The 24,386-nt window shown below is 68.5% G+C and carries 27 protein-coding genes; 23 read left to right on the forward strand and 4 right to left on the reverse strand.

Going from position 1 to position 24,386, the window contains the following annotated elements; all coding sequences use genetic code 11:
• Positions 1–37: 37 nt before the first annotated feature.
• Complete coding sequence (locus LC068_RS13585; protein WP_226638081.1) at positions 38–649, reverse strand: response regulator transcription factor; 612 nt, start codon at positions 647–649, stop codon at positions 38–40.
• Positions 650–1,032: 383 nt separating this feature from the next.
• On the opposite strand from LC068_RS13585, the gene LC068_RS13590 reads away from it, so the two are divergent.
• Genes LC068_RS13590 through LC068_RS13650 form a run of 13 tightly spaced genes read left to right on the forward strand, consistent with a single transcriptional unit; the run spans position 1,033 to position 12,107 of the window.
• A complete protein-coding gene (locus tag LC068_RS13590; RefSeq protein ID WP_226638083.1) occupies positions 1,033–1,734 on the forward strand; it encodes a TorF family putative porin in 702 nt (233 codons plus the stop codon).
• A 30-nt stretch (positions 1,735–1,764) separates the two neighbouring features.
• Entirely contained in the window at positions 1,765–4,401 is a 2,637-nt protein-coding gene (locus LC068_RS13595) for a methyl-accepting chemotaxis protein (protein WP_226638085.1), read from the forward strand.
• Complete coding sequence (locus tag LC068_RS13600; RefSeq protein ID WP_209120016.1) at positions 4,401–4,691, forward strand: STAS domain-containing protein; 291 nt, start codon at positions 4,401–4,403, stop codon at positions 4,689–4,691. The genes LC068_RS13595 and LC068_RS13600 overlap by 1 nt, the downstream gene beginning before the upstream one ends.
• A complete protein-coding gene (locus tag LC068_RS13605; protein WP_226638087.1) occupies positions 4,688–5,053 on the forward strand; it encodes a response regulator in 366 nt (121 codons plus the stop codon). Before LC068_RS13600 ends, LC068_RS13605 begins: the two co-directional genes overlap by 4 nt.
• 9 nt (positions 5,054–5,062) lie before the next feature.
• A complete protein-coding gene (locus tag LC068_RS13610; protein ID WP_226638089.1) occupies positions 5,063–7,336 on the forward strand; it encodes a chemotaxis protein CheA in 2,274 nt (757 codons plus the stop codon).
• 3 nt (positions 7,337–7,339) lie between these two features.
• Complete coding sequence (locus LC068_RS13615; protein WP_209120013.1) at positions 7,340–7,798, forward strand: chemotaxis protein CheW; 459 nt, start codon at positions 7,340–7,342, stop codon at positions 7,796–7,798.
• Entirely contained in the window at positions 7,795–8,658 is an 864-nt protein-coding gene (locus tag LC068_RS13620) for a CheR family methyltransferase (RefSeq protein ID WP_226638090.1), read from the forward strand. The genes LC068_RS13615 and LC068_RS13620 overlap by 4 nt, the downstream gene beginning before the upstream one ends.
• Positions 8,651–9,700, forward strand: coding sequence for a protein-glutamate methylesterase/protein-glutamine glutaminase (locus LC068_RS13625; protein ID WP_226638092.1), 1,050 nt, complete (start codon positions 8,651–8,653; stop codon positions 9,698–9,700). The genes LC068_RS13620 and LC068_RS13625 overlap by 8 nt, the downstream gene beginning before the upstream one ends.
• Positions 9,700–10,089 carry a response regulator gene (locus tag LC068_RS13630; protein WP_226638094.1) on the forward strand — a complete coding sequence of 130 codons (390 nt, stop codon included), beginning with the start codon at positions 9,700–9,702 and terminating at the stop codon, positions 10,087–10,089. Before LC068_RS13625 ends, LC068_RS13630 begins: the two co-directional genes overlap by 1 nt.
• Positions 10,089–10,655: a chemotaxis protein CheD gene (locus tag LC068_RS13635; RefSeq protein ID WP_226638096.1), complete on the forward strand. Its 567-nt coding sequence runs from the start codon at positions 10,089–10,091 to the stop codon at positions 10,653–10,655. The genes LC068_RS13630 and LC068_RS13635 overlap by 1 nt, the downstream gene beginning before the upstream one ends.
• 11 nt (positions 10,656–10,666) lie before the next feature.
• Positions 10,667–11,011, forward strand: coding sequence for a hypothetical protein (locus tag LC068_RS13640; protein ID WP_226638098.1), 345 nt, complete (start codon positions 10,667–10,669; stop codon positions 11,009–11,011).
• The gene (locus LC068_RS13645) at positions 11,005–11,619 is read left to right on the forward strand and encodes a response regulator (RefSeq protein ID WP_226638100.1); all 615 of its coding nucleotides are present in this window, start codon (positions 11,005–11,007) and stop codon (positions 11,617–11,619) included. The genes LC068_RS13640 and LC068_RS13645 overlap by 7 nt, the downstream gene beginning before the upstream one ends.
• Positions 11,616–12,107, forward strand: coding sequence for a hypothetical protein (locus LC068_RS13650; RefSeq protein WP_226638102.1), 492 nt, complete (start codon positions 11,616–11,618; stop codon positions 12,105–12,107). The genes LC068_RS13645 and LC068_RS13650 overlap by 4 nt, the downstream gene beginning before the upstream one ends.
• Here the strand turns inward: LC068_RS13650 and LC068_RS13655 are convergent.
• Positions 12,104–12,541 (reverse strand): surface-adhesin E family protein, encoded by a 438-nt coding sequence (locus tag LC068_RS13655; protein WP_226638104.1) that lies wholly within the window; start codon positions 12,539–12,541, stop codon positions 12,104–12,106. The two genes, LC068_RS13650 and LC068_RS13655, sit on opposite strands and share 4 nt — an antisense overlap.
• A gap of 122 nt (positions 12,542–12,663) precedes the next feature.
• Between LC068_RS13655 and LC068_RS13660 the strand changes: the two genes are divergently transcribed.
• Positions 12,664–13,653 carry an alpha/beta fold hydrolase gene (locus LC068_RS13660; protein ID WP_226638106.1) on the forward strand — a complete coding sequence of 330 codons (990 nt, stop codon included), beginning with the start codon at positions 12,664–12,666 and terminating at the stop codon, positions 13,651–13,653.
• A 4-nt stretch (positions 13,654–13,657) separates the two neighbouring features.
• Here the strand turns inward: LC068_RS13660 and recQ are convergent, their stop codons facing one another.
• Positions 13,658–15,523, reverse strand: coding sequence for a DNA helicase RecQ (gene recQ / locus LC068_RS13665; protein WP_226638108.1), 1,866 nt, complete (start codon positions 15,521–15,523; stop codon positions 13,658–13,660).
• A gap of 72 nt (positions 15,524–15,595) precedes the next feature.
• Here recQ and LC068_RS13670 point away from each other — a divergent pair, with 72 nt between their 5' ends.
• The 9 genes from LC068_RS13670 (at position 15,596) to LC068_RS13710 (ending at position 24,046) form a co-directional block, all read left to right on the forward strand.
• Positions 15,596–16,495, forward strand: coding sequence for a class I SAM-dependent methyltransferase (locus LC068_RS13670; RefSeq protein WP_226638110.1), 900 nt, complete (start codon positions 15,596–15,598; stop codon positions 16,493–16,495).
• Positions 16,492–17,226: a 16S rRNA pseudouridine(516) synthase gene (locus tag LC068_RS13675; RefSeq protein WP_226638112.1), complete on the forward strand. Its 735-nt coding sequence runs from the start codon at positions 16,492–16,494 to the stop codon at positions 17,224–17,226. The genes LC068_RS13670 and LC068_RS13675 overlap by 4 nt, the downstream gene beginning before the upstream one ends.
• A gap of 57 nt (positions 17,227–17,283) precedes the next feature.
• The gene (locus tag LC068_RS13680; RefSeq protein ID WP_226638114.1) at positions 17,284–18,498 is read left to right on the forward strand and encodes an NAD(P)/FAD-dependent oxidoreductase; all 1,215 of its coding nucleotides are present in this window, start codon (positions 17,284–17,286) and stop codon (positions 18,496–18,498) included.
• Positions 18,499–18,530: 32 nt separating this feature from the next.
• Positions 18,531–19,199 carry a phosphoribosylanthranilate isomerase gene (locus LC068_RS13685; RefSeq protein WP_226638117.1) on the forward strand — a complete coding sequence of 223 codons (669 nt, stop codon included), beginning with the start codon at positions 18,531–18,533 and terminating at the stop codon, positions 19,197–19,199.
• Positions 19,196–20,410 (forward strand): tryptophan synthase subunit beta, encoded by a 1,215-nt coding sequence (trpB, locus tag LC068_RS13690; protein ID WP_226638119.1) that lies wholly within the window; start codon positions 19,196–19,198, stop codon positions 20,408–20,410. Before LC068_RS13685 ends, trpB begins: the two co-directional genes overlap by 4 nt.
• Positions 20,411–20,570: 160 nt before the next feature.
• Positions 20,571–21,401 (forward strand): tryptophan synthase subunit alpha, encoded by an 831-nt coding sequence (gene trpA, locus LC068_RS13695; RefSeq protein ID WP_226638121.1) that lies wholly within the window; start codon positions 20,571–20,573, stop codon positions 21,399–21,401.
• Between the two features lie 10 nt (positions 21,402–21,411).
• A complete protein-coding gene (gene accD / locus LC068_RS13700; protein WP_226638123.1) occupies positions 21,412–22,311 on the forward strand; it encodes an acetyl-CoA carboxylase, carboxyltransferase subunit beta in 900 nt (299 codons plus the stop codon).
• Positions 22,312–22,418: 107 nt separating this feature from the next.
• On the forward strand, positions 22,419–22,766 hold the full coding sequence (locus LC068_RS13705) for an endonuclease domain-containing protein (RefSeq protein WP_264182441.1): 348 nt from the start codon (positions 22,419–22,421) through the stop codon (positions 22,764–22,766).
• Positions 22,767–22,771: 5 nt separating this feature from the next.
• The gene (locus tag LC068_RS13710) at positions 22,772–24,046 is read left to right on the forward strand and encodes a bifunctional folylpolyglutamate synthase/dihydrofolate synthase (RefSeq protein WP_226638128.1); all 1,275 of its coding nucleotides are present in this window, start codon (positions 22,772–22,774) and stop codon (positions 24,044–24,046) included.
• Here the strand turns inward: LC068_RS13710 and trxA are convergent.
• Positions 24,043–24,384, reverse strand: coding sequence for a thioredoxin TrxA (trxA, locus tag LC068_RS13715; protein WP_226638131.1), 342 nt, complete (start codon positions 24,382–24,384; stop codon positions 24,043–24,045). The genes LC068_RS13710 and trxA overlap by 4 nt on opposite strands.
• Between the last annotated feature and the right edge of the window lie 2 nt (positions 24,385–24,386).

Consider the following 24,386-nt stretch of genomic DNA (forward strand, 5'->3'; position numbering starts at 1 on the left):
GGTCCGACCTGCAGACGATGCGCCTGTCCTGTGGCGGTCAGCTGCCCCCCCGGATCAGGGCGACCAGGGCGGCGACATTGTTGGTATTGGTCTTGCGCAGGATGCTCGAGCGGAAGACCTCGACCGTCCGGTAGCTGATGCCCAGCCTGAGAGCGATCTCCTTGCTGGTCAGCCCCTCGGCGATCAGGTCGGCCACCTGGCGCTCGCGGTTGGTCAGCCGGACGGCCTTCCAGCCGGTATCCTCTTCCGCAAGGGTGGCCATGGCGTCCTCGACGGCCTGGAGCAGGGCCGCGGGCATGATCGGCTTTTGCAGCACGCTGACGGCGCCGGTCTTCATGGCGAGCACGGCAAGGGGGATGTCGGCAAAGGCGCTCATGATGACGGTGGGCCGGCTCTCAAGCGCGCGGTCCTGAAGGGCCTTGAGCAGGGCCATGCCGTCCATGCCGGGCATCTTCAGATCGGTCAGCACAATCCCGGGGGGCAGGTTGACGACGTTGTCGAGAAAGGCCTCGGCGCTCTCGAATACGGCAATGCGGTAGGGGGTCTTGCCCAGCGCCAGCGACAGATATTCCAGCATGAAGGGGTCGTCGTCGACGATGGCGACCGACCGGACGGCCGCCGCCGTCGAAGGCTCCTCGTTTGGAGTCATACTGACCTACCCGTCTTCTTTCAGGTCGAATCGGGACCCTGTCCTGATACGCCCGCCCTTGTTGCCATTAAGCGGTTCCACGCTTGAAATAATGGTTAACGGCGCCGCTTCGGCCTCGCGCCGCACGTGCAACCACGTACTTAAGACCTCATAAATCTAGGGTCCGCGATCCGGTCTCCCATGCAAGGGAGCGAAGAATGCGCTTGATCACATCAGTACTGGCTTTTGGGCATGCGCCCCGGTCCGACACCCCCGTCCGGGGTGCCGCGTCGGAGGCGAGAAGCCTGCGCGCCGTTCCCTCCGCGACCTCCCCTCTCATGAGCCTGCCCCGCAGGCCCCTCACGCGGGCCTGCCCGGCCCCCCGCCATTCCGGAATGAACACCATGAAGCTCGCTCGAACCTCCTCTGTCCTCGCCCTTGTTGCCGGCTCGCTGCTGGCCGCGTCCCCTGCCGCCGCCTCTGCGGGCGACCCGGATCCCATCACCGGCCAGATCGGTATTGCCAGCGAGTATACCGGCAAGGGCCTCGGCAAGAGCAATGAGGACCCGGCCGCCTTCGGTTCGGTGCGGTGGCAGCCCAACGCCTTCTACGTCAACGCCTTCATCTCCGAGGCGACCTCGTCCCGGGGCGCCGACTCGGAGTTCATCCTCTCGGCCGGCTATGAGCACGAGCTGGGCGACTGGGACGTCGATGTCGTCGTCATGCACCGCCAGATGCTGAATGAAACCAATGGCGTCGACAGCAGCTACGTCGAGTTCCAGGGCGACCTGTCACGCGCCCTGACGGATCGCATCAGCGCCCGCTTCCGCGTCAACTATTCGGCCGACGGCTATGGCGCCACAGAGGAGGCGTGGTGGACCGAGGCCCAGGCCACTTTCAAACTCACGTCGAACGACAAGCTGAGCGTGGCCTACGGCCTGCGCCGGCTCGACGGCGGAAACGACTACGACGCCTGGAATATCGGCGTGAAGCACAAGTTCACCCCCGCCATCTCGGGTGATCTGCGCTGGTACGACACCGACAGCCACGAACTGGGCAGCCGCTACGACGGCCGCCTGGTCGCCTCGATCTCCTACAGCTTCTGACCGCCTCCGCGAATTCAAGGGATATAAAAGATGCGCCTGTCCAACTGGAAAATCGGCCGCAAGCTCGCCGCCGCCTTCGCCGTGGTCGTCGCCCTGATGGCGGTGGTCGGGGCCGTCTCGGTTCTGGAATTCCGCCAGATCAATCTTCGCCAGGAACAGGCGAGGGTGGCGGGTAACGCCTACGACACCACCGCCATGGCGCGCTTTTACCTGACCCGTCAGGAGAACAGCTTCCGGGGCTACACCCTCACCGGCGAGCCGTACTACCGCGAGCGTCTGGATGCCCACCGCGGCAACTTCGAAAAGTCCCTTGCCGAACTGAGGGAGGCCGCGGGAGACAACCCCGAGCAGATCGCGCAGCTCGACAAGGCCGGCCAGGCCGCCGAAGCCTGGTATCAGGCGGTCACGAACAGCGCCTCGGCCACCGCTCTCCGCCCGGCCGTCGGCAGCCAGGGTACGGCTGACCAGATGATGTCCGGCGCCGAAGACGCCCTCGAGGCAACCCAGGGCCTGTTCGCCGCGCAGCGCGACACCGCGCGCGCGCAGCTGTCCGGCTCGGTCAACAAGGGCAAGATCCAGATCGCCGGCGGCATTCTGGTGCTCGTTCTGATGTCGATCGGCATCGCCTGGCTTCTGACCCGTGCTGTCGCCAAGCCGCTGGTCGGCCTCACCGATGCCATGGGCGCCCTGGTGCAGAACCGGCTGGACGGTGAGATCGTCGGTCGCGATCGCGGCGATGAGATCGGTGCCATGGCCCGGGCCCTGGTGCAGTTCAAGCAGAACGCGGATCTGCTGGACGCCAGCCGTGCCGAGGCGTGGAACGACGCCTTCAAGTCGGCCGCCTTCGAGGGGTCGCCCACGGCGATGATGACCATCGACCGCGACTTCAAGGTCCTGCACATCAACGGCGCGACCAAGAAAATGCTGTCCGAGAATGCGCAGGCGTTCCGTACCCTGTGGGCCGGCTTCGACCCTGCCAAAATCCTGGGACAGAGCATCGACGTCTTCCCCAGGAATCCGAGCCACCAGCGCGAGGTTCTGTCGGATCCGTCGCGCCTGCCGCACCACGCCGAGATCAAGGTCGGGGACATGTTGTTCGACCTGACCATCAGCGCCGTGCGCGACCGGGACGGGAACTATATCGGCAACGCCCTGCAGTGGCAGGATGTGACCGAGCTGCGTGCCAAGGAGGCCCAGGTCGCCGACGTTGTCGCCCAGCTCACGGCCGCCGGCCGCGCCCAGGCCATCATCGAGTTCGACCTGTCCGGCAAGATCCTGACGGCCAATGAGAATTTCCTGAAGGTGGTCGGCTATTCTCTGGAAGAGGTCCAGGGCCGTCACCACAGCATGTTCGTCGACAAGGAGTATGGCGCGTCGGCCGAGTACCAGGCCTTCTGGCGTCGCCTGAACGCCGGCGAGTTCATCGTCGACAAATTCACCCGCTATGGCCGCGGCGGTGCCCGCGCGGTGATCGAGGCCAGCTACAACCCGATCCTCGACGCGAACGGCAAGCCCTACAAGGTCGTGAAGTTCGCCACGGACGTCACCCAGGTCGAGAAGGAGCGCGAGGAACGCCAGGAAGCGGATCGCCGGGCCGCCGAGATCCAGGCCCGCGTGGTCGCCGAAACCGGTCGTGGCCTGAGCGCCCTGGCCGCCGGCAAGCTGGCGCACCGCATCAATGCCGACTTCCCCGGTGATTACGCCGCGCTGAAGTCCGACTTCAACGATGCGATGAGCAAGCTGGAAGACGCCATGGGCGTGATCACCACCAACGCCCTGGCCATGCAGACCGGGGCCGGTGAGATCAGCCAGGCCGCCGACGACCTGTCGCGCCGGACGGAGCAACAGGCCGCCACCCTGGAAGAGACCGCTGCGGCCCTCGACCAGATCACGGCCACTGTGCGCCGGACCGCCGAGGGGGCCCAGCGCGCCAATGTGGTCGTCACCGACGCCCGCAACGACGCCGAGGTCAGCGGCAATGTGGTGGCCAAGGCCATCACCGCCATGGGCGAGATCGAGGCCTCGGCCGACCAGATCAGCCAGATCATCGGCGTGATCGACGAAATCGCCTTCCAGACCAACCTGCTGGCCCTGAACGCCGGGGTCGAGGCGGCCCGGGCGGGCGATGCCGGTCGCGGCTTCGCGGTCGTCGCCTCCGAAGTGCGGGCTCTGGCCCAGCGCTCGGCCGAGGCAGCCAAGGAGATCAAGACCCTGATTTCCGCCTCGACCGGACAGGTCAAGGATGGGGTGAGCCTGGTGGGCCAGACCGGTCAGGCCCTGACCGCCATCGTTGGTCGCGTCAGCGAGATCAACGCCCTGATGGCCGAGATCAATGCCTCCGCCCAGGAACAGGCGACCGCGCTCAGCCAGGTCAATACAGCCGTCAACCAGATGGACCAGACGACGCAGCAGAACGCGGCCATGGTCGAGGAATCCACCGCGGCCAGCCACAATCTGACGCAGGAAGCCGCCGAACTGGCCCGTCTGGTCGGTCGCTTCGAGGTCGGCAACCAGCGCCCGGTCGAGGCCAGCGCCGATCGCCACCGCGCCGCCCCCAGCCCTGCACGGGCGGCCCAGGCTCGCGTGTCGGAGTTCGCCAGCCGCCAATCGATGCCGCGTGCGGCCGGTAACACCGCCCTGGCGGTCGACAGCTGGGAAGAGTTCTGATGACGGAGGCCGGCCCCCACTTCGTCCTCCCGGCCCGGCTGGACAGCTCGACCGCCACGACGGTTGCGGAGGGGCTCAAGCCCCTCCGCGGCCGGGACCTGGACCTCTACGGCTTCGATGTGGAGCGGGTCGGCGGTCAGGGTCTGCAGGTGCTGCTCGCCGCGTTCAAGACCTGGGCCCAGGACGGCCACGCCCTCCGGATCACGGACCCTTCACCCGCCTTCTGTTCGGGCCTTGAGGCCCTCGGTTTTCCCTTCCGCGCCCCCCTGGCTGAGGAGCTTTCCCAGTGAGCATGACCGTTCTGACCGTCGATGACTCGCCGACCATGCGTCGCATGCTGCGCATGGCCCTCGAGAAGGCCTCCTTCAACGTCGTCCAGGCGGACGACGGGGTTCAGGGGCTGGAAGTCCTGGCCGACAGCACGCCCGACGTGGTGATCACCGACATCAACATGCCGAACCTCGACGGCTTCGGCTTCATCGAAGCGGTGCGCGCCGACGGTCGCTATACCGGCATGCCCATCCTGGTCCTCTCGACCGAGAGCAGCATGGACAAGAAGAAGCGGGCCCGCGACGCCGGCGCCACCGGCTGGATCGTCAAACCCTTCGACCCCGAAAAGCTCGTCGACGCCGTTCGCCGCGTGTCTGCCTGAGGTCTCGACATGGATCCGATGGAAGAAATCAAGGCTACCTTCTTTCAGGAATGCGACGAACTGCTCGCGGACCTGGAAAGCGGCCTGCTGGAGATGGAGGCCGGTGCCACCGACCCCGAAACCGTCAACGCCGTCTTCCGTGCGGTCCATTCGGTGAAGGGCGGGGCCGGCGCCTTCGGTCTCGACACCCTGGTACGCTTTGCCCACGTCTTTGAAACCACCCTGGATGCGGTCCGCAACCAGACGCTTGAGGCCGACGCGGCCGTCGTCCGGGTCATGCTGCGCTCGGCCGACCGCCTGTCCGACCACATCACCGCGGCCAAGGCCGGGGAGGATCTGGGCGAGGAGGGCGATCAGGCCCTGATCCAGGAACTGCAGGCCTTCCTCGGCGATGTCGAGGACGACACCGCCGGCGACGACATGCCCGACTTCGGCTTCAAGCCGATGCTGATCTCGCTGGGCGATGATCCGGCGCCGCTCGAGCTCGCGCCGGTCGCCAACGGTCCATGGGAAATCATCCTGCGGCCCCAGGCGGCCCTGTACCGGAACGGCAATGATCCGGCGGTCCTGCTGCGGGAACTGGCGATGCTGGGCCAGACCACGGTCACCCTGGACGACAGCGGCGTGCCCGACCTCAACGATCTCGACGCCCAGGGCGCCTATCTGTGCTGGACGGTCAGCATGCCGGGCACGGTCGAGGAAGACCGTATCCGGGAGGTCTTCGAATTTGCGGACTTTGACTGCGATCTGACCATCCGGCGCTCGGCCGGAGAGGGTGCAAACGAGATCGTCGAGGCGCCGCTGCCGGTGCTGGCGGTGGAAGAGGCCCCCGCCGTGCCGGAGCCGCTCGCCGATGCCCCCGTCGAGGGCGAGGCCTTCTCGCTGGACGCCATCCTGGCCATGGCGCGGGATGCCGCTGCCGCAACGGAACTGACCGGGGATGTCCCGGCCCCGCAGGCTGACGTTTCTGATGTTTCTCAAGCTCCGGCCCCCCAAGGGTCGGCGGTCGAGGCCTCGCCTCCTGCCTCCGCGCCCCCCCGTGCGGCGAGCGAGGCCTCGACCGGGTCTTCCGCGACGCCGACGCAGCAGACCATCCGCGTCGATCTGGACCGCGTGGATCGCCTGATCGATCTGGTCGGCGAGCTGGTCATCAACCAGGCCATGCTGGCGCAGAAGGTTCTGGAGGAGGGCGCCGCGCCCTCGGGCAGCGTCGCCTTGGGTCTGGACGACCTGGAGCAGCTGACGCGCGAAATCCAGGACAGCGTCATGGCCATCCGCGCCCAGCCGGTGAAGTCGGTCTTCCAGCGCATGCCGCGCCTGGTCCGCGAAGTGGCGGGCATGACGGGCAAGTCCGTCCGACTGGTCACCGAGGGCGAGAACACCGAGGTCGACAAGACGGTAATCGAACGCCTGTCCGATCCGCTGACCCACATGATCCGCAATGCGATCGATCATGGTCTGGAGACGCCGGAGCAGCGGCGCGAGGCCGGCAAGCCTGAAGAGGGCACCATCCGTCTGGCCGCCCTGCACCGCTCGGGCCGGATCGTCATCGAGATCTCGGATGACGGCAAGGGCATTGACCGGACCCGGGTCAAGGCGATCGCCGTCGAGCGCGGCCTGATCGATGCCGACGCGACGCTGACGGATGAGGAGATCGACAATCTGATCTTCGCGCCGGGCTTCTCGACCGCCTCGACCATTTCGGACATCTCGGGCCGCGGCGTGGGCATGGATGTGGTCAAGCGCTCGATCCAGGCGCTGGGCGGCCGCATCACCATTACCTCGACGCCCGGCAAAGGCTCGCTGTTCACCCTCAGCCTGCCGCTGACGCTGGCGGTGCTGGACGGCATGGTGGTGACGGTCGGTGACCAGACCCTGGTCGTGCCGATCACCGTCATCGTCGAGACGCTGCAGCCCAAGGCGTCGGACATCCGGGGCCTGGGCCCCGAAGGCACGGTTCTGGCCGTGCGCGGCAGCCATGTGCCGATGGTCGACGTCGGCCAGGCGCTGAAGTTCCCGAGCCAAGGCAACGCCCGTGCCGGTGTGACCCTGCTGGTCGAGAGCGAACTGGGCGGCCTGATCGCCTTGCGTGTCGACGCGATCCAGGGCCAGCGCCAGGTGGTGATCAAGAGCCTGGAACAGAACTACCGCCAGGTCAGCGGCATCGCCGCCGCAACCATCCTCGGGGACGGCCGCGTGGCCCTGATCCTCGATGTCGACGGTCTCGTGGCCACCCGGCGCCCGGCCGTCGCCCCCCAACAACCCCTTGCCCAGGCGAGCTGACCCATGACCCAGGATAACGACAAGACGCACGAGCTCATCGCCTTCCGCATCGGCGCCCAGCAATTCTGCGTGGACATCCGCGCGGTGCGCGAGATCCGGGGCTGGGCCATGGCCACCCCGCTGCCGCAGGCCCCGACCTGGGTGAAGGGGGTCATCAACCTGCGCGGTACGGTGCTGCCCATCATCGACCTGGGCGCCCGTCTGGGGTTTGGCGCCACCGAGCCATCGCAACGTCACGTGATCATCGTGGCCCGCATCGGCGACAAGACCGTCGGCCTGCTGGTCGAGGCCGTGTCCGACATCCTGACGGTGGGCTCGGAATCCATCCAGCCGGCGCCCGATGTGTCGTGCGAGGCGGTGCGCTGCTTCGTGAAGGGCGTCATCGCTCAGGAAGCTGACATGATCAGCCTGGTCTCGCTCGACGGCATTCTGCCCGAGGCCGAACTGCGCGAGGCCGCATGACCGCTGCCGCCCGCCAACGCAACTCGGACATCGCCTCTCCCGGCGAATATCTCTTCACCTGGAAGGATTTCTCGGAGATCGCGGGCCTGCTGTACGCCATGTCGGGCATCCACATGGTCGAGGCCAAGGCGTCGCTCATGTATTCGCGGCTGGCCAAGCGCGTGCGCGCGCTGAAGTTGCCGGACTTTGCCGCCTATTGCGAGCTGGTGCGCGACGAATCCCAGGTCGAGGAGCGCAGCGCCATGCTGAGCGCGTTGACGACCAATGTGACCCGCTTCTACCGCGAGCCGCACCATTTCGATCACCTGCGCAGCAAGGTCATGCCCCGGCTGGCCGAGACGGCGCGCGCCGGCGGCCGGGTGCGTCTGTGGTCTGCCGGCTGCTCGGCCGGCCATGAGCCCTATTCCATGGCCATGACGGTGCTGGAGGCGCTGCCGGAGGCCGCCAGGCTGGACGTGCGCATCCTGGCCTCGGACATCGATCCGCAGATCGTCGCCCGGGCGGCGGCCGGCATCTATTCGGACGACGACGTCGACCCCATCCCGACCGCTGTACGCAGCCGCCATGTGCGCCGGGTCGAGGGGGGCTGGAAGGTTTCGGACGAGGTCCAGGGCCTGATCACCTTCCGCACCCTGAACCTCCTGGGCGACTGGCCGATGCGCGGCCGGTTCGACGTCATCTTCTGTCGCAACGTCGCCATCTATTTCGACGACCAGACCCAGAACCGGCTGTTCGAGCGGTTCAGTGAACAACTGCATGACGGTGCCCAGCTGTACATCGGTCACTCGGAGCGGGCCATGAACCCGAACCTCAAGCCTGAGGGCCTGACGGGCTATCGCCGGGAGTCGCGCCGTGGCTAATCCTGTTACTGTCCTGATCGTTGATGACTCGGCCACCATGCGGGCCCTGATCGCCCAGCAGCTGCGCGCCGATCCCGGCATTCAGGTCGTGGGCGAGGCCGCGGATCCGCTTGAGGCCCGCGAGGCCATCAAGGCGCTGAACCCCGATGTCATCACCCTGGATATCGAGATGCCGAACATGAACGGCCTCGACTTCCTCGAGCGGCTGATGCGCCTGCGCCCGACGCCGGTGGTCATGGTCTCGACCCTGACCCAACGCGGCGCGGAAGCGACGCTGGAGGCCCTCGAACTGGGCGCGGTCGATTGTGTGGGCAAGCCGGTCGGCGCCTCGGCCGGCGAGTTCGGCAGCCTGTGCGAAAAGGTGCATGTGGCGGCTCGCGCCAGGGTCCGCGACCGGGCACCGCGCGAAGCGGCCCCGACCTCGCACGCCCCCTACACGCCCGGCGACCGGATCATTGCCATCGGCGCCTCGACCGGTGGCGTCGAGGCCATACTGACGGTGCTGAGCCAGTTCCCCGCCAACTGTCCGCCGACGGTCATCACCCAGCATATGCCGGCGACCTTCACGACCAGTTTTGCCGCCCGTATGGACAGGTCCTGCGCCCCGCACGTGACCGAAGCGCGCCCGGGTGCGCCGCTGGAAGTCGGCCACATCTATCTGGCGCCCGGTGGCCCCGCGCACCTGCGCGTCGCGGCCCGCGGCAACGGTCTGGTCTGTGCGCTGGACGAGTCGGACCTCGTCTCGGGACACCGGCCGTCGGTCGATGTGCTGTTCAGCTCGGTCGCCCGCGCCACCTCCCAGGCCGTGGGTGTGATCCTGACCGGCATGGGCCGCGATGGCGCCGAAGGCCTGCTGCGCATGCGTGAGGCGGGCGCGACGACGATCGGCCAGGATGAGGCCAGCTGTATCGTCTACGGCATGCCGCGCGCGGCTCAGGAAATCGGCGCGGTCCAGCGCCAACTGCCTCTCAACCAGATCGGAGGCGCCCTGTTGCGTGCGGCATCCGCCTCCTCCGCCTCCCCCCGGAAAGGAGCTGCCTGATGCCCGCCGGCTCTGACATTCGTGCCCTGATCGTCGACGATCAACAGACGATACGCTCGCTGGTGCGCGCGGGCCTGAAGGACATCGGCATCCACAACATCGAGGATGCCGTGGATGGTGAGGACGCGCTGCGTGTGCTGCTCAGCGCGCGCATCAATCTGATCATCTCGGACTTCAACATGCCGAAGCTGGACGGGCTTGGCCTGTTGCGTGCGGTGCGTATGACGCCGCAGCTGAAGTCGACAGGCTTCATCATGCTGACCGGCCGGGCCGATACCGAACTGGTGCAGCGGGCCCAGCAGTTCGGGGTCAACAACTATCTGGTCAAGCCGTTCACGGTCGCCACCCTGCGGGCCAAGATCGAGGAAGTGTACGGGGCGATCACGTGATGACGGCACCCCCCCGCCCTGTTGCCGAACCCGAGACCCGCGTCCATGTCGGACAGGGCGAGTTCGAGGTGACCGATCGCCACGACCTGGTGTTCTCGACCATCCTCGGCTCGTGCGTGTCGGCCTGCATCCGCGACCCGTCGCTGGGCATTGGCGGCATGAACCACTTCCTGCTGCCTGCCGCCCCCGGCAGTGGCGCCGACGACCGGCGCTATGGCGTTCAGGCCATGGAACTGCTCGTCAACGCCCTGCTGGCCATGGGGGCCAACCGCCATCGGCTGGAGGCCAAGGTGTTCGGCGGTGGCCGGATGAGCGCCGGCTTGGTCGATATCGGCAGCAAGAACGTCACCTTCGTGCGCCAGTTTCTGGGGGACGAAGGCATTCCGATCGTGGGCGAGAGCCTGGGCGGTCTTCAGGCGCGGCGAATTCACTACTGGCCGGCAACCGGTCGGGCCAAGCAGCAGCTGGTGGCGGATCCGGGTCTGGCGGCCCGCGAACGCGCCCTGGCCGAGCGCGCCTCCCGGGTGGTCGAGCGCGAACCGGTCGGCGATCTGGAGCTGTTTTGATGGGGCGCGCAATGGAGACAGAAACGGTTCTGCAGACGATCCTGGCGAGGCTGGCGGCCGAGGTTGCCGACCTTGCGGCCCGGTCACGTGTCCTCGAGGACCGCCTCGCCGGCGAGACCGAGCCCCCGACCGACGTGGACATCCAGGACCTCGACTCGCTGACCCAGCATCTGGAGGGCACCGCCTCGGTGCTCGCGGCGCTGTCGCTCGCCACGTCCGGACGCCAGTCGATCGACGAAGCCTGGCTGGGCCGGATCACCGGCGCCTTGCAGCTGCAGGGGCTGGCCAGCCGTCTGGCAGGGGGCACGCCGCGGGGGGACACCGCTCGAAACACAGGTGAGTACGAGCTATGGTAGTCGCCGAAAAACCCGCCGCTGGCGGCAGCGCCCGCATCAATCTGCGCAATGTGACGGTGCTGTGCGTGGACTCCAATTCGCTGGGCCTCGATGTGCTCGGCCAGATGCTGATGGGCTTTGGCGTGGAGCGTATCCGCCGCGCCGCCACGCTGGAAGATGCCAAGTCCGTCCTGTCGCGCGAGCAGATAGACTTCACCCTCGTCGACAGCACGGTGAACGAGGAGTCGGGCTATGAACTGGTGCGCTGGCTGCGCCAGTCGACGCTGGACCCCAACCGGTTCGCCCCCGTCATCGTGACCAGCTCGCATACACCCAAGAGCGAGATCGCCTCGGCGCGCGACTGTGGCGCCAACTTCGTGGTGGCCAAGCCGCTGTCACCCAGCGTGCTGATGCAGCGGATGCTCTGGATCTCCAAGGGCGGTCGCCAGTTTGTCGAGGCCGCGAAGTATGTCGGCCCGGACCGGCGGTTCAAATACGACGGCGTGCCCGAGGGCACGAAGGGCCGGCGAGGATCCGACCTGTCCACCGCGCTCGGCGCGGCCAAGGAACCGAACCTCGATCAGGAGCAAATCAACAGCGTGCTCAAACCCCAGAAGGTCGCCCTATGAGTGGCACAAAATTCCGAATGGTCGAGACGGCCTTCGAGCGCGAGGCACGCCGGCCGGGCGGCAAGCGGGTCTCTGAATGTCTGGTCGAGGCGCATGCCAATCTCGAGGTGCTGGCCCCCCGCACCCTGCCGCGGTTCCAGGAAGGTCTGGACCGGATCCGCACCATTGTCGGCAACGGGCGCGACCGGCCTTCGGACGAGCACCTCAGGCACATCTTCCGCATCGCCGACGGGCTGATCGCCTTTTGCCTGACGGTGAACCGGCCGGGGCTGGACCAGGTCCTGCTGCGGACCGCGCTGCTGAGCGACGCCGTGCACGGCAGCGATCTCTGGATCCCGGGGACCTTTGCGCCGCTGATCGAGACGTTCCAGTTGACCCTGGACGGGTCGCTGGAGCTGCCGCAGGTCAGCACCCTGATCGAGAACATCGACCTGTGCATTGTCCGCTACAAGAAGGCCGAGCGGGACGCGGTGCTGATCGACGCCTAGCGGTTCTGGCCGATGTAGGCGGTCACCGAGGGCCAGGAGCCCTGGCTGGAGCGCTTTTCGTTGCAGGCCACCTCATAGAGGAAGCCGTAGTTGGTGCCCTCGACGACGGGCTCCCAGTCGGCCTCTTCCTCGTAGCGATCCACCATCGCCCCCGAGCCGTCGTAGGTTTCGGTCGCCATGAAGCGGATTTCGCGCGCCCCGCAGCGCAGGGCATAGGTGTCGATCTCGTGGCTGAAGTCGGTGAGCGTCAGCGGCACGCGCGCCACCTTCACCCGAGTCGCGCCATCGACCAGCGCCAGCGTCCCGGCATCGGCCATGTAGACAGTCGAACTGCTGCGCGAGAACGGGTGCCAGTCCGAGGCAGGTGTCGGTGGGTCCTGAACCTGAGCCGACGTCATCGTCAGAGTCAGGGCGGTCAAAATCGGGATCAGCATCGGTTCCTCCCCCAGAAGATCCGGGAGATAGATGAAGCCGATCACGCAACTTTGGCAAGCCCGGTGGTGTTTGCCCCATCCGGGCCGTTTTCCTGCCCGGATCGCCGTCGCAGGATAGGGTCATGATTTCGCTGCTCGCCTTCTCCGGCCTGATCCTGTCGCTGGCCCTGCCGACCGGCGGGGCTCCCGCAGAGTTGCCGCCGGCCCCGGCGCCGGCCCCGACGCCCGTGTCGGAGGCCCCGGCCGCCCCGGCTATCGGGACCGAGGCGGCTCCGCAGGCCCGCTTCACTTCGCGGCGGATCACGGTCGAGGTGCGAGGGCCACAAAACGTCGACCCTGACCGACCGGTCCGCGACGTGATCCTGATCCCGGGTCTGGCCTCCACCAGTCTGGTCTGGGAGCCGGTCGCGCAGAGGCTGAGTGAAACCTACCGGGTGCATCTGGTCTCCGTGCGCGGCTTCGGAGACCTGGCGGCGGGGGACAACGGCACGGGTCTGGTCGCCGGCCCCGTGGCGGAGGAGGTCGCCCGCTACATCCGCAGCCAGCGCCTGCGCGCCCCGGCGGTGATCGGCCATTCAATGGGCGGGCAGATCGCGGTGAGACTGGCCAGCGACGGCCGGTCGGGCGTGGGGCGGATCATGATCGTCGACGCGGCGCCCTTCTTTCCGGCCCTGCTCGACGACCGGGCGACCGGAGAAGACCTGCAGCCGATCGCCGCGATCGCCTATCAGGCTGTCCTGTTCCTGGGCGACGACGCCCTGTCGCGGCAGGTCTGGGCCGAGGGCATGGGCTCGACCTCCGAGGCGCTCGAATCCTGGGTCGGCTGGCAGGGCGGCGACGCCCGGGTGCTGGCCCAGAGCCTCTATGAAGTCATGACCGTCGACCTGCGCCCCCGTCTGGCCCGCATCGATGTGCCGGTCACAGTGGTCTACGGCTGGAGCCGGCGTGAGGATTCGCCGCGCTACCGGCTGCAGTCCTCCTGGCGTCAGGCCTGGACCGGACTGCCGCGACCGCCGCGACTGGTGCCCATCGCGGGGGCCGAGCATATGGTGATGATCGACCAGCCCGCGCGCTTCATGGCGGCCGTCGACGAGTTCCTGGGCGCGCCGTGAGGGATCAGGCGGCCTCGGCCTGCTCGGCGCGGGTCAGCACCTCCAGAACCGCGCGGCCATAGGTGGTCAGCTTGGACTTGCCGATGCCGGAGACGCCCGACAGGGCCTCCAGACTGGCGGGGCGGGCCTCGGCCAGCGCCAGCAGGGTGCGATCCTGGAAGATCACATAGGGGGGCACGCCCTGGGCATGGGCCGCCTCGCGCCGCCAGGAGCGCAGGGCCTCGAAGCGCGCGCGGGCGCCGGGTGACAGCTGCGCCATCAGATCGGTGGCCGGCGCGCGGCGACCGGCCGGTCGGGCGGCCTGTGGTGTCTCCCGCTTCAGCTCGACCGCATGCTCGCCGCGATAGACCGCGCGCACGGCCGCGGGATCGCCCAGTCCGATCAGGGGGCGACCGTCGTTCGGGTCCTCGATCAGCAGGCCCTCGAACACCAGATGATCGAGGATGCGGCGCCATTCCGCTGCGGGAAGATCGCGACCGATGCCCCAGGTCGACAGGCTCTCGCCCAGACCTTCGCCGTCCTTGCGACGCCCGGTCAGGTGGTCGATCACCCGCCCCCGGCCGTAACGGCCTTCCAGCCGGTGAACGGCGGCCAGGGCTTTCTGCGCCTCGGTGGTCATGGCGACCAATTCGGGCGGATGGCGGCACAGGTCGCAGACGCCGCAGGGCTCGGCGCCCTCTTCCCCGAAATAGTGGCGAACGGCTTGGGGGCGACAGACGGCGCCGTCCAGCATGGCGTACAGCTGCCAGACCTTGCGGCGCTGGGCGGCCATGACCTCGGGGTCCAGCGCACCCCCGTCCAGACGCTTGAGTGACCAGGCGACGTCGGCCGAGCCGAACAGGGTGATGCCCTCGGCCGGATCGCCGTCACGGCCCGCGCGGCCGACCTCCTGCCAATAGGCCTCCAGCGAGCCCGGCGGATCGGCGTGGATGACAAAGCGCACGTCCGGCTTGTCGACCCCCATGCCGAAGGCGATGGTCGCGACGATCACCCCCTGATCGGCCTCGAGGAACCGGGTCAGCCGGTCGTGACGTTCCCGGGCGTCCAGCCCCGCGTGATAGGCGACCGCATCATGGCCCGCCGCCGAAAGGGCCTCGGCCAGCCGCTCGCAGCCCTTCCTCGACCCGCAATAGACGACGCCGGACACGCCGCGCCGGGCCTCGACCAATTCCTGAACCTGGGTCTCGGTCTTCGCCTGACCGCCCGCCTTGGGCAGGGCCGAAAGGCGCAGGTTCGGCCGGGCGAAGCTGTCGACGAACACTTCGGCGCCGCTGATGTTGAGCGATTGCAGGATGTCGGCGCGGGTGCGGGCATCGGCGGTGGCGGTCAGGGCCACGGTCGGCACCGAGGGGAAGCGCGCCTTCAGCCGCCCCAGATTGCGATAGTCGGGCCGGAAGTCATGACCCCATTGCGAGACGCAGTGCGCCTCGTCGACGGCGATGAAGGACAGGTCCAGCTCGGCCAGCCGGTCGAGCAGCCAGGACGAGGCCAGACCCTCGGGCGAGACATACAGCAGCTTGATCTCGCCCGCCCGGATGCGCGTCCAGAGGGCCGCTCGCGCCTCGGAATCGAGCGAGGAATCCAGCCGCGCGGCGGGCACGCCCAGCTGGTCCAGCGCGGCGACCTGATCGCTCATCAGGGCGATGAGCGGCGAGACCACCAGCGTCAGGCCGGGCCGCAGCAGGGCCGGGATCTGGTAGCACAGGCTCTTGCCGCCGCCGGTCGGCAGGACGGCCAGGACATCGCAGCCCTCCAGCACGGCCGTGATCACCGGGGCCTGAAGACCGCGAAAGTCGTCATGGCCCCAGATACGCTGCAGGAGGGCGCGGGCGTCCGGAAGGCTCCGGCTGGCGGACGAATCACAGGCCATGCCCGGTTCTGCCGGATGAGGCCGGATGTGTCACCCGTGCCCGGGGCGACAATTGCCGCTATAGGCCGCCTTATGAACAGCCTGATCTTCGGTCGCCCCCCTCTCGTCTTCGATCCGCCCACCGATGCGGTGCAGGTCTCGCCCCGCGTGCCCGGCGCGGCCGTGCTGGAAGACCTCGTGCCCGAAAGCGTGGATCAGGCCGTGGTTCTGGCCCCGGCGGGTGCGATCGAGCGACAGTACACGCTGGCGCTGGTGCTGCGGGCCCTGAAGCCGGGCGGTCGCCTCGATGTCATGGCGCCCAAGACGAAGGGCGGGGCGCGGCTGGCGAAGGAGCTGAAGGGCTTCGGGGTCGACTGCGAGGTCGTCTCCAAGGCCCACCACAAACGCTGTCTGGCGACGCGGCCGCAGACGTTGAGCGGTATCGAGACGGGGATTGCGGCCGGCGCGCTGCGGCAGGACCCGGAGTCCGGCATCTGGACCCAGCCGGGCCTGTTTGCCTGGGACCGGGTCGACCCGGGCACCGCCCTGCTGATCCGGCATCTGGAGGGCCTGAAGGGGCGCGGCGCGGACTTCGGCTGTGGCTATGGCGCGCTGGGCCGGGTGGTGTTGGCGCAGGAGGCGGTCACCGAACTGACCCTGATCGATCTGGACCGTCGGGCGGTCGAGGCGGCGCGGCGCAACCTCGACGATCCGCGCGCGCGGTTCCTGTGGGCCGATGTGCGCACCCTGACCGATCTGGCGGATCTGGATTTTGTCGTCGCCAATCCGCCCTTCCACGATGGCGGGGCCGAGGATCGCGCCTTGGGCCAGGCCTTTATCGATCGGGCGGCAAAGTCGCTGCGCACGGGCGGCACGCTCTGGATGGTGGCCAACCGACACCTGCCCTACGAGACCACCTTGAATGCGGCCTTCAAGACCGTGCGGCCGGTCGTGGAAGCCGAGGGCTACAAGATCATCGAGGCGAAGAAGTGAGCAAGGTCCCCAGCCTGCGCATCGACCGGCTGCTGTCATCGCTCGGCTATGGCTCGCGCACCGAAATGGCGCGGATGGCCCGGGCCGGCGGGATTGCGCTGGACGGCGCGGACCTGACCGATGTGTCGAAGCGGATCGCGCTCTCGCCCGACCTGCCCACGCGGATGGAGATCGATGGCGAACCGCTCGACCCGCTGCCGGGGCTGGTGATGATGATGCACAAGCCGCTGGGCATGACCTGTTCGCACAAGGAGGACGGGGCGCTGGTGTTCGACCTGTTGCCCGAGCGCTGGCGCAGGCGCGACCCGGCCATTTCGACCGTCGGGCGGCTGGACAAGGCGACCACCGGCCTGCTGCTGCTGACCGACGACGGCGCCCTGCTGCACCGGATCATCAGTCCGAAGCGCCATGTGGCCAAGGTCTACCGCGCCACGCTCGCCCGGCCCCTGGAGGGCGGGGAGGGCGCGCTGTTCGCCTCGGGCGAACTGGTGCTGGAGGGCGAGGACAAGCCCCTGTCGCCGGCCGTCCTCGAGGTCATCACCCCGACCGAGGCGACCCTGACGGTCACCGAAGGCCGCTATCACCAGGTGCGGCGCATGTTCGCCGCCGTCGGCAACCACGTCGAGGCCCTGCACCGCGAGCGGGTCGGGGCCCTGACCCTGCCCGACGATCTGGCGCCCGGCGATTGGCGCCTGCTGACGCCCGAAGAGGTCGATCTGATCTTTCAGTGACGCCGCCGGAACCCCCGGACCTCTGGGGCTCTATCGCTCCGCCACAGGGGACGGTCGATGAGCGGTGCCACACAGAAGCGCGATCTCCGGACCGGCCGGTCGGTCTGGGCCGACAGTTATGGCCTCGGCGTGCCGGTCAGGACGCTGACCGGGGCGATCTCCGTCGATATCGCCATCATAGGGGCCGGGATCAGCGGCGCCTTCATGGCGCGCGAGCTGAGCCGCGATCATTCGGTGGCGGTGCTGGACCGACGCCCGCCCCTGACCGGATCGACCATGGCCTCGACGGCCCTGCTGCAATGGGAAATCGACCTGCCGTTGACCGCCTTGGCGGACCGGATCGGCATGGCGGATGCGCGCCGGGCGTATCTGCGCTCCCGCGCGGCGGTGGACGCGCTGAAGCAGATCGTGGCGGACGAGGGCATCCGCTGTGGCCTTGAGGGCAAGGACACCCTCTATCTGGCCGGCGATGAGTACGGCCGTCGCGCGCTGGACGCCGAAGCCGACGCGCGGGCCGACATCGGTCTGGACAGCACCTTCTTCGGTCCCGCCGACCTTCGTGAGCGGTTCGGCCTCGACCGGACCGGGGCGATCCTGTCCACCGGCTCGGCCAGCGCCGACCCCGCCCAGCTGGCGGCCGGCCTCCTGCGGCGGGCCCAGGCGGACGGGGCGGTGGTCTATTCGCCGGTCGAGGTGACGCAGGCGGCCTCCGACCCCGACGGTGTCACCCTGCTGACCGATACGGGCCATGCCGTGCGCGCGCGGCATGTTGTGTTCTGCTGTGGCTATGAGTTCCCGGAGGGCGTGCCGACCCCGGGTGCAAAGGTCATCTCGACCTGGGCGCTGGCCTCCACCGAACGCACGCCGTGCCCGGCCTGGTTGCGCGACACCCTCGTGTGGGAAGCGTCCGACCCCTACCTCTATTTCCGCATGGCCGGCGACGGCCGCCTGATCGTGGGCGGCGAGGATGAGGACGCCCCCGGCGCCCACGAAAACCCCGACAAGCTGAAGCGCAAATGCGCCACCATCCGCGAGAAGCTGCTCACCCTGCTGCCCGATCTGGAATTCGAGGTCGACTACAGCTGGGCCGGGGCGTTCGGCGAGAGCGCGACCGGCCTGCCCTCCATCGCGCCGGTGCCCGACATGGCGCACGCCTGGGCCGTCATGGGCTTTGGTGGCAACGGCATCACCTATTCGGTGATCGCCAGCCAGGTGGTCTCGGCGGCGATCCGGGGGCACCCCGATCCGGACGCCGACCTCTATCAGACTTGACGCCCGGCCCGGCTGTGCGCAGGTCACGGCCCATGACCCTGGCGAAGATCTGCGGACTGACGACCCCCGAGACCCTGACGGTTGCGCTGGACGCGGGCGCGGCCTTCGTGGGTCTGGTGGCGTTCGGGAAGAGCCCCCGCAACCTCGCGCCCGAACACGCCCGGCGTCTGCTGGACCAGACCGGCATGGCCGGGGACCGCCGGGCGAAGGTGGTGGTCGTGACGGTCGATCCCGACGATGCCCTGCTGGACGCCCTGAGCCGCAACGTCGCCCCCGACTTCATCCAGCTGCACGGCCGTGAGACGCCCGAGCGGGCCGCAGAGGTGCGCCAGCGGACCGGGGCCGGGATCATCAAATGCCTGCCGGTCTCCGACCCCGACGACATGAGGCCGGTCGCCGACTGGGCCGGAGTGGCCGATCACCTGATGTTTGACGCCCGCACCCCGGCCGACGCGACCCTCCCCGGCGGCATGGGGTTGAGCTTCGACTGGACGCTGCTGGCGGAGCTCAAGCTTGAGCGCCCGTGGTTCCTGGCGGGCGGGCTCAATCCGGCGAATGTCGCCGAAGCTGTGCGGCTGTCCGGCGCACCCATGGTCGATGTGTCCTCTGGCGTCGAGCGCGCGCCGGGTGTTAAGGAACCGGCCCTCATCCGCGCCTTCCTTCAGGCCGTAGGTACCCTCCCCGGGAAACAGTCATCTTGAACGCTTCGCTTTCCAACGCTTACGCCTGGCCCGACGCCGAGGGCCGGTTCGGTCCGTTCGGCGGCCGGTTCGTGGCCGAGACCCTGATGCCCGCCATCCACGAGCTGGAGGCGGCCTGGGATGCCGCGCGCGCCGATCCGTCGTTTCAGGCCGAGCTGGATGACTTCCTGACCCACTATGTCGGCCGGCCCAGCCCGCTCTATTTCGCCGAGCGGCTGACGGAACACCACGGCGGCGCCAACATCTGGTTCAAGCGCGACGAGCTGAATCACACCGGCGCGCACAAGATCAACAATTGCATGGGCCAGATTCTGCTGGCCCGCCGCATGGGCAAGACCCGCATCATCGCCGAGACCGGCGCCGGCCAGCACGGGGTGGCGACCGCCACTGTCTGCGCCCGCTTCGGCCTGCCCTGCGTCGTCTATATGGGCGCCGCCGACATCGAGCGTCAGGCACCGAACGTCTTCCGCATGAAGCTGCTGGGGGCCGAGGTGCGGCCCGTCACCAATGGCCGGGCGACGCTGAAGGAGGCCATGAACGAGGCCATGCGCGACTGGGTCTCGAACGTCGGCGACACCTTCTACATCATCGGCACGGCCGCGGGTCCGCACCCCTATCCCGCCATGGTCCGCGACTTCCAGAGCGTCATCGGCCGCGAGACGAAAGAGCAGCTGATGGCCCGCACCGGCCGCCTGCCCGACGCCTGCGTCGCGGCGATCGGCGGCGGGTCCAATGCCATCGGCCTGTTCCACCCCTTTATCGGCGACGAGGGCGTGCGCCTGATCGGGATCGAGGCCGCCGGTCTGGGGCTGAAGGGCAATTCCCACGCCGCCAGCCTGCAGGGCGGTCGCCCGGGCGTGCTGCACGGCAACCGCACCTATCTGCTGCAGGACGACGACGGCCAGATCCTTGAGGGGCACTCCATTTCGGCGGGCCTCGACTATCCGGGGATCGGACCCGAGCACGCCTGGCTGCACCAGACCGGCCGCGCCGAATACCGCGCCACCACGGACGCCGAGGCACTGGAGGCCTTCCAGCTGTGCTCCAGGCTGGAGGGCATCATCCCGGCGCTGGAACCCAGTCACGCCCTGGCCCGCATCGGCGAGATCGCGAACGAGGTCGGCAAGGACGGCAATGTCGTGGTCAATCTGTGCGGCCGCGGCGACAAGGACATCTTCTCGGTCGCCAAACATCTGGGGGTGGAGCTGTGACTGGCAGCCTTCGATCCTCCCTCGCGAAGCGGGGGAGGGGGACCACGAAGTGGTGGAGGGGGCAAGCCCCGGACGCTGCGCCTGAAGCCGCCCCCTCCACCATGCTGCGCATGGTCCCCCTCCCCCGTGCCGCTACGCTCCACAGGGGAGGATCTGACGCATGACCACCGCCCGTATCGACGCCCGCTTTGCGGCGCTGAAGGCCGAGGGCCGCGCCGGTTTTGTCGCCTATGTCATGGCGGGCGATCCGTCGCCCGAAGCCACGCTCGACATCCTGAACGGTCTGGTCGAGGCCGGGGCCGATGTGCTGGAGCTGGGCTTTCCCTTCTCCGATCCGATGGCCGAGGGGCCGACCATCCAGCGTGCCGCCCTGCGCGGGCTGAAATCCGGCCTGACGCTGAAGGGCACCCTGGAGCTGGCCCGCCGCTTCCGGGCGGGGAATGCCGACACGCCCCTGATCCTGATGGGCTATCTCAATCCGGTCGAGCAGATGGGCTACCGGGCCTTTGCCCAGGCCGCCGATGCGGCGGGGGTTGATGGGGTCATCCTGGTCGACTGCCCGCCCGAGGAGTCCGCGGAACTGGTCGAGGCGCTGGATGCCTCGCACCTGTCGCTGATCCGGCTGGCCACCCCGACCTCGGACGATGACCGGCTGAAGGTCATCGCGCGCGGCACCTCGGGCTTTGTCTATTATGTCTCGGTCGCCGGTGTGACCGGGGTCAAGGAAGCCGTGGCCGGCGATGTGGCGCCGGCGGTGGCGCGGGTGCGCTCCGCGATCGGCCTTCCCGTCGCCGTCGGCTTTGGCGTAAAGACCGCCGAACGGGCCGCCGAAATCGCCCGGGTCGCCGATGCGGTGGTGGTCGGCTCGGCCCTGGTCGACCGGGTCGAGGCGGCCGTGACCGAGAACCGCGACCCGGTGGCCGACGTTCTCTCCCTGGCGCGGGACCTGTCGCACGCCGTGCACACCGCCCGCGCCGCCGAAACCGTGTAGAAGACGACCCATGGCTGATCGCAAGACTCCCGACCGTCCGCAACCGCCCGCCCGGGGTGGCTGGCTGAGCCGCTTCGCGCCCGGCGTGCGCAAGATCGTCGGCCGCCGCGACACGCCCGACAATCTCTGGGTCAAGGACCCCGACACCGGCGAGATGCTGTATCGCTCGGACCTCGAGGGCAGCCTGTGGGTGACCCCGTCCGGGCGCCATATGCGCATCAATGCCCCGACCCGGCTGCGCTACACTTTCGACGACGGCGAGTATGAGCCGATCGACACCCCCGAGGTGCCCGAGGATCCGCTGAACTTCTCGGACGGCAAGCCGTACCGCGACCGTCTGGCTGCGGCGCGCAAGGCGGCGGGACGCAAGGACACCATGGCCATCGGCTATGGCGATGTCGGCGGAACACCCGCCGTGGTGATCGTCCAGGATTTCACCTTCATGGGCGGGTCGCTGGGCATGGCCGCCGGCGAAGCCTTCATCGCCGCCGCTGAGGCCGCCATCGAACGCAAGGTGCCGCTGGTCTGCTACACCGCCGCCGGCGGCGCCCGCATGCAGGAGGGCGCGCTGTCCCTCATGCAGATGGCCCGCACCACCCTGGCCATCCAGGACCTGAAGGCACATCGTCTGCCGTTCGTGGTGGTGCTGACCGATCCGACTACGGGCGGGGTGACCGCCAGCTATGCCATGCTGGGCGATGTCCACCTCGCCGAGCCGGGCGCCCTGATCGGCTTTGCCGGTCCGCGCGTGATCGAGGCCACCATCCGCGAAAAGCTGCCCCCCGGCTTCCAGCGCGCTGAATATCTGCAGGAAAAAGGCATGGTCGACCGCGTCGTGCCCCGCGCCGACCTGCCCCGCGTGCTGGGCCAGATCCTGTCCATGCTGATGGACGGCCGAAAGGCGGCTTAAGTCATATCCTCCCCCGCCTGCGGGGGAGGGGGACCGCGGAGCGGTGGAGGGGGCGAGTGCGAGCGAAGGTCCTGACAGCGAAACGTGCCCGAACGTTGAGACGCGCGATGTCGCTTCCTGAAGTCCTGCTATGGGGCTGTCTGCGCGGGGAGAGGCTGCAGGGACTAAGGGTTCGCCGTCAGCATGCCATCGGGAGCTACATTCTGGACTTCTATTGCCCATCCGCCCGACTGGCTGTCGAGGTGGACGGAGAGTTCCACGGCGAGGCTGATCAAGCGCGCCACGACGCTGTGCGAACGCGTTGGCTGCACGAAGAGGGCATTCAGGTTTTGAGGATCGCCGCTCGAGATGTGCTGGACGAGAAGACCCGCCCCGATGTTCTCGACGCGATTGTGCACGCTGCCGCCCCCTCCACCCCTACGGGGTCCCCCTCCCCCATGAATGGGGGAGGATGAAGGACATGGACCCCATTTCTGAACGCCTCAGGCAGCGGCACCCCCAGAGGATTGATCTGTCGCTGGAGCGGATGACCGCCCTGTGCGCGGCGCTGGGTGATCCGCAGCGGAGACTGCCGCCCGTGGTCCATGTGGCCGGGACCAACGGCAAGGGCTCGACCATCGCCTTCCTGCGGGCCATGGCCGAGGCGGCGGGCTTGCGCGTCCATGTCTACTCCTCACCCCATCTCGTGCGGTTCAATGAGCGGATCCGGCTGGCCGGCAGCCTGATCAGCGATGCGGCGCTGGACGCCATCCTCGACCGGATCGAGGCCATTCCGGGCGAGGCGACGGTGTTCGAGAGCACCACGGCCGCGGCCTTCGTCGCCATGAGCGAGGTCGAGGCTGATCTGGCCCTGATCGAGGTCGGGCTGGGGGGCTCACTGGATGCGACCAATGTCCTGCCCGTGCCCCAGCTGGCGGTCATCACGCCGGTGGACCATGACCACGCCGAATTCCTCGGCGCCGATCTGGCCGGGATCGCGCACGAAAAGGCCGGCATCCTGAAGCGGGGCGGCCGCGCGGTCGTCGCCCGCCAGCCCGAGGTCGCCCGCGACGTCATCGGCCACGCCGCGGCCGGAAATGGCGTCGCCTTGTCGGTCCTGGGCGAGGATATCGACGCCTTCACCGAGCATGGGCGGCTGGTGTTCCAGGGCGTCGACCGGCTGCTGGACCTGCCCCTGCCGAACCTCACGGGCCCGCACCAGATCGACAATGCCGGTCTGGCGGTCGCCGCCGCGCTCGACTTCGGCCTGACCGTGGACGCCATCGAGGCCGGCCTGACCGCGGCGGTCTGGCCCGCCCGCATGCAGCGGCTGAAGGCCGGCCCCTATGGACAGAAGGCCGAGGCGGCGGGCGTCGAACTGTGGCTGGATGGCGGGCACAATCCGCACGCGGGCCGCGCCCTGTCCGAAGCCCTGCTGGAGCGCCAGCGGCGCGACCCGCGGCCCATGGCCCTGATCGTGGGCCTGCTGGCCTCAAAGGACGCGGGCGGCTTTTTCCAGACCCTGCGCGGGCTGGACGCCCCGGTCATCACGGTGGCGTTCGAGGGCGCCGCCGTCCCGGCCGAGGCCCTGGCCGCCGTCGCCCAAGGGCAGGGTTTCGGCGCCATGGCCGCCGACAGCGTCGGTGAGGCGGTTCAGCGCGCGCTCGACCTCGGCGCCGGCCGCATCATCATCTGCGGCTCGCTCTATCTGGCAGGGGAAGTGCTCGGCGCGTCCGAAGACACCTGGCCGGTCTAGGCGGCGTCGCTGCTGGCGATGCCCTGTTCGGCCAGCCATTCGGCGATCTTGCCCTTGGGGATGGCGCCGACCTTCATCGAGGTCATCTGGCCGTCCTTGAACAGCATCAGGGTCGGGATGCCCTTCACGCCCAGTTTTGACGGGGTCATGGGGCTGTCGTCGATGTTCAGCTTGGCGACCGTGACCTGACCGGCCATTTCGTCGGCGATCTGTTCGAGGGCCGGGCCGATCTGTTTGCAGGGCCCGCACCATTCGGCCCAGAAGTCCACCAGCACGGGGGTGGAGGCCTTCAGCACGTCGGTCTCGAAGCTGTCGTCGGTGACCTTGATCGTCGTCATGG

The organism is Brevundimonas poindexterae, from assembly GCF_020524625.1.
GTDB classification, from domain to species: Bacteria; Pseudomonadota; Alphaproteobacteria; order Caulobacterales; family Caulobacteraceae; genus Brevundimonas; species Brevundimonas poindexterae_A.

Excerpts from the sequence above, each read along its gene's own strand:
- LC068_RS13585 (WP_226638081.1), bottom strand. The coding sequence starts at position 649 with ATGACTCCAAACGAGGAGCCTTCGACGGCGGCGGCCGTCCGGTCGGTC.
- LC068_RS13590 (WP_226638083.1), top strand. The coding sequence starts at position 1,033 with ATGAAGCTCGCTCGAACCTCCTCTGTCCTCGCCCTTGTTGCCGGCTCG.
- LC068_RS13595 (WP_226638085.1), top strand. The coding sequence starts at position 1,765 with ATGCGCCTGTCCAACTGGAAAATCGGCCGCAAGCTCGCCGCCGCCTTC.
- LC068_RS13600 (WP_209120016.1), top strand. The coding sequence starts at position 4,401 with ATGACGGAGGCCGGCCCCCACTTCGTCCTCCCGGCCCGGCTGGACAGC.
- LC068_RS13610 (WP_226638089.1), top strand. The coding sequence starts at position 5,063 with ATGGATCCGATGGAAGAAATCAAGGCTACCTTCTTTCAGGAATGCGAC.
- LC068_RS13615 (WP_209120013.1), top strand. The coding sequence starts at position 7,340 with ATGACCCAGGATAACGACAAGACGCACGAGCTCATCGCCTTCCGCATC.
- LC068_RS13620 (WP_226638090.1), top strand. The coding sequence starts at position 7,795 with ATGACCGCTGCCGCCCGCCAACGCAACTCGGACATCGCCTCTCCCGGC.
- LC068_RS13630 (WP_226638094.1), top strand. The coding sequence starts at position 9,700 with ATGCCCGCCGGCTCTGACATTCGTGCCCTGATCGTCGACGATCAACAG.
- LC068_RS13635 (WP_226638096.1), top strand. The coding sequence starts at position 10,089 with ATGACGGCACCCCCCCGCCCTGTTGCCGAACCCGAGACCCGCGTCCAT.
- LC068_RS13640 (WP_226638098.1), top strand. The coding sequence starts at position 10,667 with ATGGAGACAGAAACGGTTCTGCAGACGATCCTGGCGAGGCTGGCGGCC.
- LC068_RS13645 (WP_226638100.1), top strand. The coding sequence starts at position 11,005 with ATGGTAGTCGCCGAAAAACCCGCCGCTGGCGGCAGCGCCCGCATCAAT.
- LC068_RS13650 (WP_226638102.1), top strand. The coding sequence starts at position 11,616 with ATGAGTGGCACAAAATTCCGAATGGTCGAGACGGCCTTCGAGCGCGAG.
- LC068_RS13655 (WP_226638104.1), bottom strand. The coding sequence starts at position 12,541 with ATGCTGATCCCGATTTTGACCGCCCTGACTCTGACGATGACGTCGGCT.
- LC068_RS13660 (WP_226638106.1), top strand. The coding sequence starts at position 12,664 with ATGATTTCGCTGCTCGCCTTCTCCGGCCTGATCCTGTCGCTGGCCCTG.
- recQ (WP_226638108.1), bottom strand. The coding sequence starts at position 15,523 with ATGGCCTGTGATTCGTCCGCCAGCCGGAGCCTTCCGGACGCCCGCGCC.
- LC068_RS13670 (WP_226638110.1), top strand. The coding sequence starts at position 15,596 with ATGAACAGCCTGATCTTCGGTCGCCCCCCTCTCGTCTTCGATCCGCCC.
- LC068_RS13680 (WP_226638114.1), top strand. The coding sequence starts at position 17,284 with ATGAGCGGTGCCACACAGAAGCGCGATCTCCGGACCGGCCGGTCGGTC.
- LC068_RS13685 (WP_226638117.1), top strand. The coding sequence starts at position 18,531 with ATGACCCTGGCGAAGATCTGCGGACTGACGACCCCCGAGACCCTGACG.
- trpA (WP_226638121.1), top strand. The coding sequence starts at position 20,571 with ATGACCACCGCCCGTATCGACGCCCGCTTTGCGGCGCTGAAGGCCGAG.
- accD (WP_226638123.1), top strand. The coding sequence starts at position 21,412 with ATGGCTGATCGCAAGACTCCCGACCGTCCGCAACCGCCCGCCCGGGGT.
- LC068_RS13705 (WP_264182441.1), top strand. The coding sequence starts at position 22,419 with ATGTCGCTTCCTGAAGTCCTGCTATGGGGCTGTCTGCGCGGGGAGAGG.
- LC068_RS13710 (WP_226638128.1), top strand. The coding sequence starts at position 22,772 with ATGGACCCCATTTCTGAACGCCTCAGGCAGCGGCACCCCCAGAGGATT.
- trxA (WP_226638131.1), bottom strand. The coding sequence starts at position 24,384 with ATGACGACGATCAAGGTCACCGACGACAGCTTCGAGACCGACGTGCTG.